This is a genomic window from Pseudomonas sp. zfem002, from assembly GCF_032621685.1.
GTDB classification, from domain to species: domain Bacteria; phylum Pseudomonadota; class Gammaproteobacteria; order Pseudomonadales; family Pseudomonadaceae; genus Aquipseudomonas; species Aquipseudomonas japonica.
Window position 1 is genome coordinate 240,572 of the sequence record NZ_JAVYJH010000003.1, and the last position, 12,489, is coordinate 253,060.

Consider the following 12,489-nt stretch of genomic DNA (forward strand, 5'->3'; position numbering starts at 1 on the left):
GGCCTGAGCCAGCCGGGGAGACCGATTTCAGCGATTCTCGAGGGTGGCGCTGGCCAAACCGGGAAAGTCTGTAATCAGGCTGTCTACGCCGAAGTCGGCGAGCCGGCGCATCAGCGCCGGTTCGTTGACCGTCCACACCGACACGTGCAGTCCCTGGCGCTGGGCCTTGACCAGGCGCTCGGGGCTGCAGTGCGTCCAGTTCAGCGCCAGCAATTCACAGCCGTAGTTCTGCGCGACCTTCAGCGGGTCGAGCCAGGCGTATTCCGCCACCAGTCCACGGGAAATGTCCGGTACCAGCTCCTGGGCCGCGCCGAGCACTTCCCGCGAGCTGGAGGTGATGGTCACCTTGTCCAGCAGGCCGAAGCGCTGGGCCATCTCGCGGATCGCCAGCACCGTGGTGGCGGCGCGGGTACGCGAGGCGCTCTTCACTTCCAGTTGCCAGTGCTCGAAGTCGCACTTCTCGAACAGTTCCTCAAGGCGCGGGACGGGGCAGGGCTGTACCCAGCCCGGGCCGCCCTTGCGCGCGTCGTAGGTCACCAGCTCGGCGGCGCTGTGCTCCACCACCTTGCCGCGGCGGCCGGTGGTGCGCTTGAGCGTCGGGTCATGGATCACCATCAGCTCGTTGTCGGCCGACAGGTGCAGGTCGAGTTCGCAGCGCCGCACGCCGTGTTTCAGGCACTGCTGGAAGCTGGTCAGGGTGTTTTCCGGGGCTTCGCCCTTGGCGCCACGATGGCCGTAAATCTGCGTCACGTTTGTTCCTTCAAGTAAGACTGAGAACTGAAACTCAGGAAACTGGCGGGTCGTTCTGTTCCAGGGCCTGGCGGCGTTGCTGTTGCTGGCGCTGCAGGATATAGCGGGCCAGCAGCTGGCGCTGGGCATCGCTGATATCGACGAATTCGGTGCCGATGTCATAGTGACCGTCGGCCAGCTTGTCGCAATGGGTGACTCGGGCGCGCAGCAGGAGGCCGGAGGCACGGGGCATCAGGACCATCTTCACCGCCACGCGAGTGCCGGGGGCGAAGGCCTCGGGATTGCTGAACTCGACCCCGCCTTCGGACAGGGTCACCGCCTGCGGGGCGCCGATCTGCCCGATCAGGGTCTGCGCGAGCACCGCGCTGAGCAGGTCGATGCGCTTGTTCTGGGCCTTGAGGAAGGCCGCCAGGGTCCGGTCCTTCTCGCTGAGCTGGCGCAGCAGGTGCTGCGATTCGAACTCGCTCAGGTGCAGTTCGCTGAGCAGGTTGAAGAGCGGTGAATCATCCTGCAACAAGTCTGTGCCAAGGGCGTCCGCCGCGCTCAGCGGGCTAATTTCCAGTGCGATCCGGTCCTCGATACGATAGTATTCGCGGCGATCTTCTTCATCTAATGTCGACATGGCGAACCCATGGTTACGGCGGTGGTCTGAGTGTAAATCCGCTGTCCTGCCCCCGCCACAAGGACGTTCCTCTTTCATCCGAACAAGCCCCGACATGTTCAGACCTCTCTTCGTATTCATCGGTACGCGCTACACCCGTGCCAAGCGCCGCAACCACTTCGTCTCGTTCATTTCCCTGACCTCGATGATCGGCCTCGCCCTGGGCGTGGTGGTGATGATCGTGGTGCTCTCGGTCATGAATGGCTTCGACCACGAGATGCGTACCCGCGTCCTCGGCATGGTCCCGCATGCCACGCTGGAGACCGGGCAGCCGCTCAACGACTGGCCGGCCCTCGCTGCTGAAGTAAAGCAGAATCCGTCGGTGCTGGACGTGGCGCCGTTCACCCAGATGCAGGGTTTGCTGACCCACGAGGGCAAGGTACAGAAAGTCCTGCTCAACGGTATTGACCCGGCGCAGGAGCGCAAGGTTTCGATCATCGGCAACTTCATCCAGCAGGGCCGTCTTGAAGACCTGGAGCCGGGCGGCTTCGGCATCCTCATCGGCGACAAGGCCGCGGCCAAGCTGGGTGTGGGCATCGGCGACAAGCTGACCTTCGTCGCCCCGGAAGTCACCGTGACCCCGGCCGGGATGTTCCCGCGCATGAAGCGCTTCACCGTGGTCGGCACCTTCCACGTCGGCGCCGGCGAGATCGACGGCTACCTCGGCCTGACCAATCTCTCCGACCTGTCGCGCCTGCACCGCTGGAAGGCCGACCAGGTCCAGGGCCTGCGCCTGAAGTTCGATGACCTGTTCCAGGCCCCGCGCAATGCCTACAACATCGCCCGCCAGCTGGGCGACCGCGAGTTCTACGCGCGCGACTGGACCCGCAGCTACGGCAACCTGTACCAGGCGATCCGCATGGAGAAGGCGATGATCGGCCTGCTCCTGCTGCTGATCGTCGCGGTGGCGGCGTTCAACATCATTTCTACCCTGGTCATGGTGGTCAACGACAAGCGCGGCGACATCGCCATCCTCCGTACCCTGGGTTCGACGCCGCGGCAGATCATGGCGATCTTCATGGTCCAGGGCACCATCATCGGCGTGGTCGGCACGGCCATCGGTGCCGCTGTCGGGATCGCCGCGGCGCTCAATGTCAGCGCCGCCATCGCCGGCCTGGAGCGCCTGATCGGGCACAAATTCCTCAACGCCGACGTCTATTTCATCGACTACCTGCCGTCCCGGATCATGGCCGAGGACGTCTGGATGGTCTGCGGCGCGGCGTTGGTCCTGAGTTTCCTCGCCACCCTGTATCCGGCCTGGCGTGCGGCACGCACCCAGCCCGCGGAGGCGCTACGTTATGAGTGAGTTGGGCATGAGTGATAAAGCCGTACTGAGTTGCCGCAGCCTGGGCAAGTCTTATGAAGAAGGCCCGGAGAAGGTGCAGGTGCTGTCGAACCTGCAACTGGAACTGTTCGCCGGAGAGCGGGTGGCCATCGTCGGTAGCTCGGGGTCGGGCAAGAGTACCTTGCTCAACCTGCTGGGCGGTCTCGATACGCCGAGCGAAGGCAGCGTCTGGCTGGCCGGCGAGGAACTCTCGGCCCTCGGCGAGCGCGCCCGCGGCCTGCTGCGCAACCGTGCGCTGGGCTTCGTCTACCAGTTCCACCACCTGCTGCCGGAGTTCACCGCCCTGGAGAACGTGTGCATGCCGCTGCTGATCGGCCGCACCGCGATTCCGGAGGCCCGCGAGCGCGCCGAGGCATTGCTCAAGCGTGTCGGCCTCGGCCATCGCCTCAACCACAAGCCGGCGGAGCTGTCCGGCGGCGAACGCCAGCGCGTGGCGATCGCCCGGGCGCTGGTCAACCGGCCGGGACTGGTGATGCTCGACGAGCCCACCGGCAACCTCGACCAGCACACTGCCCAGGGCATCCAGGATCTGATGCGCGAGCTGAGCACTTCGTCGCAGACCGCCTTCCTGGTCGTGACCCACGATCTGAACCTGGCGCGGCAGATGGACCGCGTGCTGCGTCTGGAAGAGGGCCAGCTGGTCCCGATCTGACGTGTGGCGGGCGCCCGTGCCGTTGCCGGGCGCCCTGGTCGTTTTCCTTGCCTGGGTGCATCACTTCATGTTCAGACCCCTGTCAATCTTCATCGGCGCGCGCTACACCCGCGCCAAGCGCCGCAACCATTTCATCTCGTTCATTTCCATGACCTCGATGATCGGCCTGTCCCTGGGCGTGCTGGCGATGATCACGGTGTTGTCGGTGATGAACGGTTTCCAGCGCGAAATGAGTTCGCGGATCCTCGGCATGGTGCCCCATGCCATGATCGTCGGGGTCAACCCGCTGGACGACTGGCAGCCGGTGGCCGCTGCCGCGCTGAAGAATCCCGAGGTGATCGCCGCGGTGCCCTTCACCGAGATGGAAGGCATGCTCTCCTACAAGGGCTCGATGCAGCCGATCCAGGTCAGCGGTATCGACCCGGCGCAGGAAGGCAAGGTCTCCATCGTCACCGAACACATCGTCCAGGGCCGTCTGGAAGACCTCAAGCCCGGTGAGTTCGGTGTGGTCATCGGCGAGATCACCGCGCGGCGCTTCCGCCTCAACGTCGGCGACAAGCTGACCCTGATCGTCCCGGAAGTGAGCAGCGAGCCGGGCGGCATCACTCCGCGCATGCAGCGCCTGAACGTGGTCGGCATCTTCAAGGTCGGTGCCGAGCTGGACGGCTCCATGGCCATGATCCACGTCGCCGACGCCGCGGAAATGCAGCGCTGGGCGCCGAACCAGGTGCAGAGCGTGCGCCTCAAGCTCAAGGACCTGTACGCGGCGCCGGCGGTGTCGGCGTCCATTGCCGCGAGCCTGGGCGAGCGCTATCGCGCCGATGACTGGACCCACACCCAGGGCAGTCTGTTCAGCGCGATGAAGATGGAAAAGACCATGATCGGCCTGTTGCTGCTGATGATCATCGCCGTGGCCGCGTTCAACATCATCGCCACCCTGATCATGGTGGTGAACGACAAGGGCGCGGACATCGCCATCCTGCGCACCATCGGTGCGACGCCGGGGCAGATCATGGGCACCTTCATGGTCCAGGGCAGCCTGATCGGCGTGGTCGGCACGTTGATCGGCGGCGTGCTCGGCGTGGCGCTGGCGCTGAACGTCAGTGACGTGGTCAGCTGGATCGAGCGGGTCAGCGGCCAGCACATCTTCACCTCCGACGTGTACTTCATCAGCTCGCTGCCGTCGGAGCTGCAATGGGGCGATGTGGCGTTGATCTGCACGGCCGGCCTGGTGATGAGCTTCCTCGCCACCCTGTATCCGGCCTGGCGCGCTTCGCAGGTGGAGCCGGCGCTGGCCCTGCGTTACGAATAAGCCGGCTCAGGCGGTGGGCAGCTCGATGATGAATCGGGTCCAGCCCGCCGTCGATTCGGCGCGAATGGTCCCGCCATGGGCGCGGACGATGGATTGGGTGATCGCCAGGCCCAGTCCGGCGTGTTCGCTGCTGCCGGCCCGGCGCGCGGGATCGGCGCGGTAGAAGCGGTCAAAGAGACGTGGCAGTTGCGCCGCATCGATCGGTTCGCCGCGATTGGCCACTTCCAGGCGGATTGTTCCGTCGCTTTCCTCGATGCCTACCCCGATTTCCCCGTTCGGCGGGGTGAAGCGCAGCGCGTTGTCCAGCAGGTTGGACAGGGCCCGGCGCAGCATATGGCGGTCGCCGCCCAGCGTGGCCTGGCCACTGCGCTGCAGCGCGACCCCGGCGTCCTCGGCCAGCGGCGCGTAGTACTCCAGCAAGGCATCCACTTCCTGATCCAGCGCCAGCGGCTCGCGATTGGGCATCAGCAGACCATGGTCGGCCTTGGCCAGGTAGAGCATGTCGTTGACCATCTGCGCCATCCATTGCAGCTCTTCGAGGTTGCCGTGCAGGGCCTCGCGGTATTCGTCGAGACTGCGGGGGCGGGTCAGGGTGACCTGGGTGTGGGTCAGCAGGTTCGACAAGGGGGTGCGCAATTCATGGGCAATGTCCGCGGAAAACGCCGAGAGGCGCTGGAAGGCGTCGTCGAGGCGTTCGAGCATGGCGTTGACCGTGGCGGCCAGTTCCGCCAGTTCCACCGGCATCTGTTCCGCGGGCAGGCGCGTGGTCAGCGAGCGCGCCGAGACACTGGCGGCGACCTCGCCCATCCGCCGCAGCGGACGCAAGCCGCTGCGCGCGGCCCAGATGCCGAGCAGCGCGGTGGCCAGGGCGCTGAGGCCGACGGTCAGCCAGATCAGGTGCTGCATGCGCTGGAGGAAATGCTGGTGGTGGGTGATATCGAGAAACAGGGTCAGTTGCAGCGCCGGCAGCTGCACGGCGAGCCCGCGCCAGGCGATCTGCCCGTCGTGCAGGGTGGTCAGCCCCGCCGTGCTGGCGCTGGCGGGGAGGTTCGCGCGGCTGTCGAACCAGATCTGGCCATCATTGCCGCGCAGGCGCAGGGCCAGGTCGGTCTGGTGAGCCAGTTCTTCCTTCAGTTCGCCCAGGCGTGGCGCCAGGCTGCTCGGGCTGTCGACCCCGGCGAGCATGCGCTGCAGCACCGGCAGGCGACTGCCGAGCAGTTGCTGGTCCAGTTCGATGAAGTGTTTCTCGCTGGCGCGGCTGAAGAGAATCCCCGCCAGCAGCGAGACCACGGCGGTACAGGCGGCGAACAGCAGGGCCAGGCGCGCACCGAGGGACAGGCGCGGCATCAGGCCGGCCGCTCTTCGAGCACGTAGCCCATGCCGCGCACCGTATGAATCAGCTTGTTGTCGTGGGCGTCGTCGATCTTCAGGCGCAGGCGGCGGATCGCTACCTCGATGACGTTGGTGTCGCTGTCGAAATTCATGTCCCAGACCTGCGAGGCGATCAGCGACTTGGGCAGCACCTCGCCCTGGCGGCGAAGCAGCAGCTCCAGCAGGGCGAACTCCTTGGCGGTGAGATCGAGGCGCTGGCCGGCGCGTTCGACGCGGCGGCGGATCAGGTCCAGACGCAGGTCGGCCAGGCCCAGGGTGGTTTCCTGGGTTGGCGCGGTGCCGCGGCGCAGCAGGGTGCGCACCCGGGCCAGCAGTTCGGAGAAGGCGAAGGGCTTCACCAGGTAATCGTCGGCGCCCAGTTCCAGGCCGTGGACCCGATCCTCGACGGCGTCACGGGCGGTCAGGAACAGCACTGGCACATTCTGCCCGGCTTCGCGCACCGCCTGGAGGATCTGCCAGCCGTCGCGGCCGGGCAGCATCACATCGAGAATCAGCAGGTCGTAGTCGCCGGTCAGGGCCATGAACTGGCCGGTCTCGCCATCGTTGGCCAGCTCGGTACTGAATCCGGCCTCGCTGAGGCCCTGGCGCAGGTACTGGCCGGTCTTGGCCTGGTCTTCGACGATCAGCAGTTTCATGGGGCTCTCGGAGGTGGGCGACGGTGACGTTATACCTGTCCGGCGGACGGGCAGGGCAAAGCTGACAAAGTTGTAATCTTTTCGTCAGGTCGACGCCAGCGCGGACCGCGCACAATGGCGTCATGAATCGATCGACACGAGGTACCCCCATGAAATCCGCACTTGCCGCCGCCGTTCTCGCCCTGCTCAGCCTGCCGGTCATGGCCGCGCCCGAGCACGGCTTCTCCTTCGGCCAGCCGGCCGCGGCGGCCAAGGCCACGCGCACCATCGAAGTGACGCTGGGCGACATGTACTTCGAACCCCGCAACATCGAGGTCAAGGCCGGCGAAACCGTGCGTTTCGTGGTGATCAACAAGGGCCAGGTGGCTCACGAATTCAACCTGGGCGATGCTGCCATGCATGCCGAGCACCAGAAGCAGATGCTCGCCATGGCGCAGATGGATCATTCGAAGATGGGGCATGGCGGCATGGACCACGGCATGACCCACGCCGATCCGAACATGGTCATGGTCCAGCCCGGCCAGCGCGGCGAGCTGACCTGGACCTTCCGCACGTCCGCGCCCATCGAGTTCGCCTGCAATGTGCCGGGGCACTACCAGGCGGGCATGGTCGGCAAGCTGAACATCGCCCAGTGACCAACGCGAGGCGCAAACCCGATAGACTAGGGGCATTTCGTCCTTCAGGTTTGAGCCATGCACCCTGCTGCAGAACATTCACCGCTGGGTAAATCCAGCGAATACGTTTCCACCTACACGCCGTCCCTGCTGTTCCCCATCCCGCGCCTGGCGAAATGGGCCGAACTGGGCGTCATCGGTGACAGCCTGCCATGGCACGGCATCGACTTCTGGAACTGCTTCGAGCTGTCCTGGCTGCTGCCGTCGGGCAAGCCGGTGGTAGCCATCGGCGAGTTCGCCATTCCCGCGGATTCGCCGAACATCATCGAATCCAAGTCGTTCAAGCTCTATCTCAACTCCCTGAACCAGACCGTGTTCGAGTCGCCGGTCGCGTTGCAGGCCTGCCTGGAGAAGGATTTGAGCGCCGCTGCCGGCAGGCCGGTGGGCGTGCGCATTCGCAGCCTGGACGAAGTGGCGGGCGAGGGTGTGATCAGTCTGCCGGGCCAGTGCATCGACGACCTCGATGTCAGCATCAGCAACTACGAGCAGCCGCAGCCTGAACTGCTGCGCTGCAATAAAGAGAAACAAGTTGACCAGGTGCTGCACAGCCATCTGCTCAAGTCCAACTGTCCGGTCACCGGCCAGCCGGACTGGGGCAGTGTGGTGGTGGAGTATCGCGGGCCGGAGCTGGATGCCGCGAGCCTGCTCAGCTACCTGATCAGCTTCCGCCAGCATGCGGACTTCCATGAGCAATGCGTGGAGCGGATCTGGCTGGATCTCAAGCGTCTGCTGGATCCGCAGTATCTGACGGTGTATGCGCGCTATGTGCGGCGGGGTGGGCTGGATATCAATCCGTACCGCAGCACCGGGCCGGTGGATGTGGATAACCGGCGTCTGGTGCGCCAGTAAGGCTGCAGAACGACAAAGCCCGTCATTTGACGGGCTTTGTCGTTTCAGGCGAGTCTCAGATCCCCATGCTCTGCAGGCTCTGAACGATATTGCGCAAGGTGGCGGTCAGCCCGGGGTGATCGACTTCGAAGCGTTCGACGGCGAGGTTGACGCCATCCACCAGGTTGTTGTCCTGGATCGCGGCCTCCAGTTTGATCTGGGCGTCGATCTGCTGCATCAGCTGCTGCAGGTGTTCACGCTCTTCCAGGGACAGCGGCGGGTTTTGCTCCAGTTGCTCGCGCAGGGTGTCGAGTTGCTGTTGCAGGTCGCGGGCAGGCATGGTGATCTCCCTTATCTCGATAGGCACAGCCATGGACCCCGGCCGAGGGCGAAAGGTCCATGTCCCGCTTCACAGAGTAATCCACCCGCTGGCGCTTTGCATGATCCGGATCAAGCGCCCCGTCAGGGCTTTTCCCCCTTGAGCCGGCGCTGGCCGATATCCGCCAGGCAGTCCGCCAGCTCCTGCAGATGATCGATCACCGAATGCACGCCCAGGCCGAACAGTTGCAGGGTGGCCTTGCCGCGCTTGTGTTCGCGCTGCTTGTCGTCCAGGGCCTGCCACTGCGTTTCCGACAGGCCGCACAACGGCCCGCAGGCGGCCAGGCCGATGGTCCACAGGCCGGCGTTGAGCCCCGCCTGGAGCAGCCGCGGCTCGCCGCTGATCAGCACGCAACCGTCGAGGCGTCCGGCTTCGATCTGCATCAGCGCTTGCCAGCAGGCGTCCGGTGCCGGCCAGGGTTTCGCCGCACCGTGATGGACCGCCCGCAGCCAGTCGGGCAGGGGCCTGCTCAGGTGCTCGCCGTGCGCAGGCGCGACATCGTCCAGCCAGGCACAGGGCACGTCGTGGCGGCGCAGCCAGTCGAGCACCTCGAGGGCGCCGGGGGTGGGCTGGACCGGAGCATGCTCGGCAGCCTCCAGGCTGCGCCCGCCGAAATCGACCAGGCAGCCACGGAGTCCGAACAGCAGCGCAGTGAACGCGGGAGCGTGTGGCATTGGCAGACATCCCTGAAATAGCAGGGACGTTACCGGGCCTCGATGACGGTTTGGTGACGCCTGGGTGAAGGCCTGGGCGTCAACTATTTGCGACGCCGGCGCTGCGAGGCTTTATACTCGTTCAATTTCGCGCGGGGCCGCAGCGCCCCGTTCAGTGTTCATCCAGGAGAGATAGTTATGCGTGGGATCGGTACGGGAGTGCTCGATCGTTGGTTCCGGGCCAGTGTCTGCGCGACCGCGCTGCTGGCGCCTTTCGCGGCCCAGGCGGCCACCGAGGAGGACCCTTGGGAAGCGGTCAACCGGCCAATCTTCCGTTTCAACGACACGGTCGATACCTACGCGCTGAAACCCATCGCCCAGGGCTACCAGTGGATCACCCCGCAGTTCCTGGAAGACGGTATCCACAACATGTTCCTCAACCTGGGGGACGTGACCAACCTGGCCAACAACATCCTCCAGCTCAAGCCGCACGCGGCGGGTGTCGATACCGCGCGGCTGATCGTCAACACCACCTTCGGTCTCGGCGGCTTCTTCGACGTCGGCACCAGGATGGGCCTGCAGCGCAACGACGAAGACTTCGGCCAGACCCTCGGCTACTGGGGGATCGGTAGCGGTCCGTACGTGATGCTGCCGCTGCTCGGCCCGAGCACCGTGCGCGATGCCATCGGCAAGTACCCGGACACCTACACCGAGCCCTACCAGTACATCGACCACGTACCGACCCGCAACACCCTGCGCGCCGTCGATGTGGTGGACACCCGCGCCAGCCTGCTGTCGGCGGAGAAGATGATCCAGGGCGACAAGTACATCTTCATCCGCAATGCCTACCTGCAGAACCGCGAGTTCAAGGTCAAGGACGGTCAGGTCGAAGACGATTTCTGATCGGTGCTTCGGGCCATGCAAAAGGCGACCTTCGGGTCGCCTTTTTTTGTGGGGGAGAGGGGTTCAGTGCATCGCCAGGATGCGCAGGCCGAGTTTCTGCTGGTTGTCCGCCTGGTCGGCGATCCACACCACCTGGGTGGTGGCCTCCAGGCCCTTGAGTGCCGGGTGATCGGACTCGATGCGTACCTGCAGTTGGTCACCGACCTGGAAGGTGCGCGGCGCCTGGATCTGCATGCCGCTGCTGGAGAGGTCCAGGCAGACCGCCGCGACCACCTGGTCGGCATGGATGAGGGTGACGTCGGCGTCGACCCGCATCCGGATGAAATCACGCTTCTCGCTGTAGCCGTCGAACGTCTGGCTCATACCTTCATCCTTACATTGAGTTGCCACAAACCGGGTTTTTATAACTCCCGGTGATTTGCGCTGTAAAGAGCGGCGGATGAGCGTTGCCGCATGCTTGAAACGCCTGACGGATGGGAGTACCGTCTGCGCCTTACAGGGCACCTCTGCGGGTTGTCGGTCAGCTTTTTCTGACCTACAACTCAGATAGACAGAGTGGCTAGAAGAGAATCCAGTACGTGTGCTTTAGCCTGTCGAGCCACTTACGCCAACCTATTTCTGGCGCCGTTTGCCCACATGCAGAAAACCAGTGCAACGCTGCTGATAATCGATGACGACGACGTGGTGCGCGAGAGCCTCGCCGCCTACCTGGAAGACAGCGGTTTCAGCGTCCTGCAGGCGAGCAATGGCCAGCAGGGTCTCGAAGTGTTCGAACAGGATCGACCCGACCTCGTGATCTGCGATTTGCGCATGCCGCAAATGGGCGGGCTGGAACTGATTCGCCAGGTCACCGAGCGCGCCCCCGACTTGCCGGTGATCGTGGTTTCCGGCGCGGGCGTGATGAACGATGCCGTCGAAGCCCTGCGTCTCGGTGCCGCCGATTACCTGATCAAGCCCCTGGAAGACCTCGCGGTGCTGGAGCACTCGGTGCGCCGTGCGCTGGATCGCGCGCGCCTGGTCCTGGAAAACCAGCGTTACCGGGAAAAGCTCGAGACCGCCAACCGCGAACTGGAAGCCAGCCTGCACCTGCTGCAGGAGGACCAGACCGCCGGTCGCCAGGTGCAGATGAACATGCTGCCGGAAAGCCCGTGGCAGTGCGGCGGTTTTTCCTTCGAGCACCAGATCATCCCGTCGCTGTACCTGTCCGGCGATTTCGCCGACTACTTCCGTGTCGACGAGCGGCGTATCGCCTTCTACCTGGCGGATGTCTCCGGTCACGGCGCCTCGTCGGCGTTCGTCACGGTGCTGCTGAAGTTCATGACCACCCGGCTGCTTTTCGAATTCAAGCGCGCCGGGTCGTTGCGCGACTTCAAACCGTCGGAAGTGCTCGGGCACATCAACCGCGGCCTGATCAACTGCAAGCTGGGCAAGCACGTGACCATGGTCGGTGGCGTCATCGACGAGGACACCGGCCTGCTGACCTATTCCATCGGTGGCCACCTGCCGCTGCCGGTATTGTTCACCCCGGGCCAGGGTCGTTACCTGGAGGGGCGTGGCCTGCCGGTCGGCCTGTTCGACGAGGCCACCTACCAGGATCATGTGCTGGAACTGCCGGAGCAGTTCAGCCTGACCCTGCTCTCGGACGGCATCCTTGACCTTTTGCCCGGCGAGACACTCAAAGATAAAGAAGCGGCCCTGCCTGAAATCATCAGGGACGCGGGCGGCAGCCTGGATGGCCTGCGGCAACGATTCGAATTGGCTACGCTTGGGGAGATGCCGGATGATATCGCCCTATTGGTGTTGAGCAGGAACCTTCAATGAGTACCGGTAGAATCCAGTTCGCCGAACAGAACGGCACCTTTGTTCTGAAATTTGTCGGTGAAGTGCGCCTGACCCTGTGTTCGGCGCTGGATGCAACTATTGAAAAGATCTTCACCGCCCTGAATTTCTCGGCGATCGTCATCGATCTGACGGAAACCCAGAGCATCGACAGCACCACCCTGGGCCTGCTGGCCAAGCTGTCGATCCTGTCGCGGCAGAAGGTCGGCCTGCTGCCGACGGTGGTCACCACCCACGCCGACATCACTCGTCTGTTGCAGTCGATGGGCTTCGATCAGGTGTTCAACATCGTCGATCGGCCGATTCCCTGCCCCGAGTGCCTGACCGACCTGCCATCGCAGGACCAGGACGAGGAGGTGGTGCGTTCCAAGGTGCTGGAGGCGCACAAGATCCTCATGGGCCTGAACGACTCCAACCGCGAGGCGTTCCATGACCTGGTGAGTGCGCTCGAACGTAGTTGAGACTT

Annotated in this window: 15 protein-coding genes; 8 read left to right on the forward strand and 7 right to left on the reverse strand. The window is 64.4% G+C overall.

The annotated features are described in order from the left end of the window. Positions 1–27: 27 nt before the first annotated feature. Together RTI28_RS06955 and RTI28_RS06960 are read right to left on the reverse strand one after the other, a co-directional pair. The gene (locus RTI28_RS06955; protein WP_316919764.1) at positions 28–750 is read right to left on the reverse strand and encodes a glycerophosphodiester phosphodiesterase; all 723 of its coding nucleotides are present in this window, start codon (positions 748–750) and stop codon (positions 28–30) included. A gap of 34 nt (positions 751–784) precedes the next feature. Continuing rightward, complete coding sequence (locus RTI28_RS06960) at positions 785–1,372, reverse strand: PilZ domain-containing protein (protein WP_316919765.1); 588 nt, start codon at positions 1,370–1,372, stop codon at positions 785–787. Between the two features lie 94 nt (positions 1,373–1,466). Here RTI28_RS06960 and RTI28_RS06965 point away from each other — a divergent pair, with 94 nt between their 5' ends. The 3 genes from RTI28_RS06965 to RTI28_RS06975 all read left to right on the forward strand — a co-directional run bounded on the left by RTI28_RS06965 (position 1,467) and on the right by RTI28_RS06975 (position 4,720). Next, on the forward strand, positions 1,467–2,717 hold the full coding sequence (locus tag RTI28_RS06965) for a lipoprotein-releasing ABC transporter permease subunit (RefSeq protein WP_316919766.1): 1,251 nt from the start codon (positions 1,467–1,469) through the stop codon (positions 2,715–2,717). A gap of 7 nt (positions 2,718–2,724) precedes the next feature. After that, on the forward strand, positions 2,725–3,408 hold the full coding sequence (gene lolD / locus RTI28_RS06970; RefSeq protein ID WP_316919767.1) for a lipoprotein-releasing ABC transporter ATP-binding protein LolD: 684 nt from the start codon (positions 2,725–2,727) through the stop codon (positions 3,406–3,408). A 67-nt stretch (positions 3,409–3,475) separates the two neighbouring features. Next, complete coding sequence (locus RTI28_RS06975) at positions 3,476–4,720, forward strand: lipoprotein-releasing ABC transporter permease subunit (protein ID WP_316919768.1); 1,245 nt, start codon at positions 3,476–3,478, stop codon at positions 4,718–4,720. Between the two features lie 6 nt (positions 4,721–4,726). On the opposite strand, the gene RTI28_RS06980 is transcribed toward RTI28_RS06975, so the two are convergent. Further along, positions 4,727–6,070 carry a heavy metal sensor histidine kinase gene (locus RTI28_RS06980; protein WP_316919868.1) on the reverse strand — a complete coding sequence of 448 codons (1,344 nt, stop codon included), beginning with the start codon at positions 6,068–6,070 and terminating at the stop codon, positions 4,727–4,729. After that, positions 6,067–6,747, reverse strand: a complete 681-nt coding sequence (locus RTI28_RS06985; protein WP_316919769.1) for a heavy metal response regulator transcription factor — start codon at positions 6,745–6,747, stop codon at positions 6,067–6,069. The genes RTI28_RS06980 and RTI28_RS06985 overlap by 4 nt, the downstream gene beginning before the upstream one ends. A gap of 149 nt (positions 6,748–6,896) precedes the next feature. Here RTI28_RS06985 and RTI28_RS06990 point away from each other — a divergent pair, with 149 nt between their 5' ends. Then, on the forward strand, positions 6,897–7,382 hold the full coding sequence (locus tag RTI28_RS06990; protein WP_316919770.1) for a cupredoxin family protein: 486 nt from the start codon (positions 6,897–6,899) through the stop codon (positions 7,380–7,382). A 57-nt stretch (positions 7,383–7,439) separates the two neighbouring features. Then, positions 7,440–8,270, forward strand: coding sequence for an NADPH-dependent 7-cyano-7-deazaguanine reductase QueF (gene queF / locus RTI28_RS06995; protein WP_316919771.1), 831 nt, complete (start codon positions 7,440–7,442; stop codon positions 8,268–8,270). 55 nt (positions 8,271–8,325) lie between these two features. Here queF and RTI28_RS07000 read toward each other — a convergent pair whose 3' ends face one another. Both RTI28_RS07000 and RTI28_RS07005 read right to left on the reverse strand, forming a co-directional pair. After that, positions 8,326–8,589, reverse strand: coding sequence for a DUF4404 family protein (locus tag RTI28_RS07000; protein ID WP_316919772.1), 264 nt, complete (start codon positions 8,587–8,589; stop codon positions 8,326–8,328). Between the two features lie 122 nt (positions 8,590–8,711). Then, positions 8,712–9,302: a phosphonoacetaldehyde phosphonohydrolase-related protein gene (locus tag RTI28_RS07005; RefSeq protein ID WP_316919773.1), complete on the reverse strand. Its 591-nt coding sequence runs from the start codon at positions 9,300–9,302 to the stop codon at positions 8,712–8,714. Positions 9,303–9,479: 177 nt separating this feature from the next. Between RTI28_RS07005 and RTI28_RS07010 the strand changes: the two genes are divergently transcribed. After that, positions 9,480–10,184 carry a VacJ family lipoprotein gene (locus RTI28_RS07010; protein WP_316919774.1) on the forward strand — a complete coding sequence of 235 codons (705 nt, stop codon included), beginning with the start codon at positions 9,480–9,482 and terminating at the stop codon, positions 10,182–10,184. 63 nt (positions 10,185–10,247) lie between these two features. Here the strand turns inward: RTI28_RS07010 and RTI28_RS07015 are convergent, their stop codons facing one another. Beyond that, positions 10,248–10,547, reverse strand: coding sequence for a PilZ domain-containing protein (locus tag RTI28_RS07015; RefSeq protein WP_316919775.1), 300 nt, complete (start codon positions 10,545–10,547; stop codon positions 10,248–10,250). A 273-nt stretch (positions 10,548–10,820) separates the two neighbouring features. Between RTI28_RS07015 and rssB the strand changes: the two genes are divergently transcribed. Together rssB and rssC are read left to right on the forward strand one after the other, a co-directional pair. Further along, positions 10,821–12,005, forward strand: a complete 1,185-nt coding sequence (rssB, locus tag RTI28_RS07020) for a two-component system response regulator RssB (protein ID WP_316919776.1) — start codon at positions 10,821–10,823, stop codon at positions 12,003–12,005. Beyond that, positions 12,002–12,484: an anti-sigma factor antagonist RssC gene (rssC, locus tag RTI28_RS07025; RefSeq protein WP_009394781.1), complete on the forward strand. Its 483-nt coding sequence runs from the start codon at positions 12,002–12,004 to the stop codon at positions 12,482–12,484. Before rssB ends, rssC begins: the two co-directional genes overlap by 4 nt. Positions 12,485–12,489: the final 5 nt, after the last annotated feature.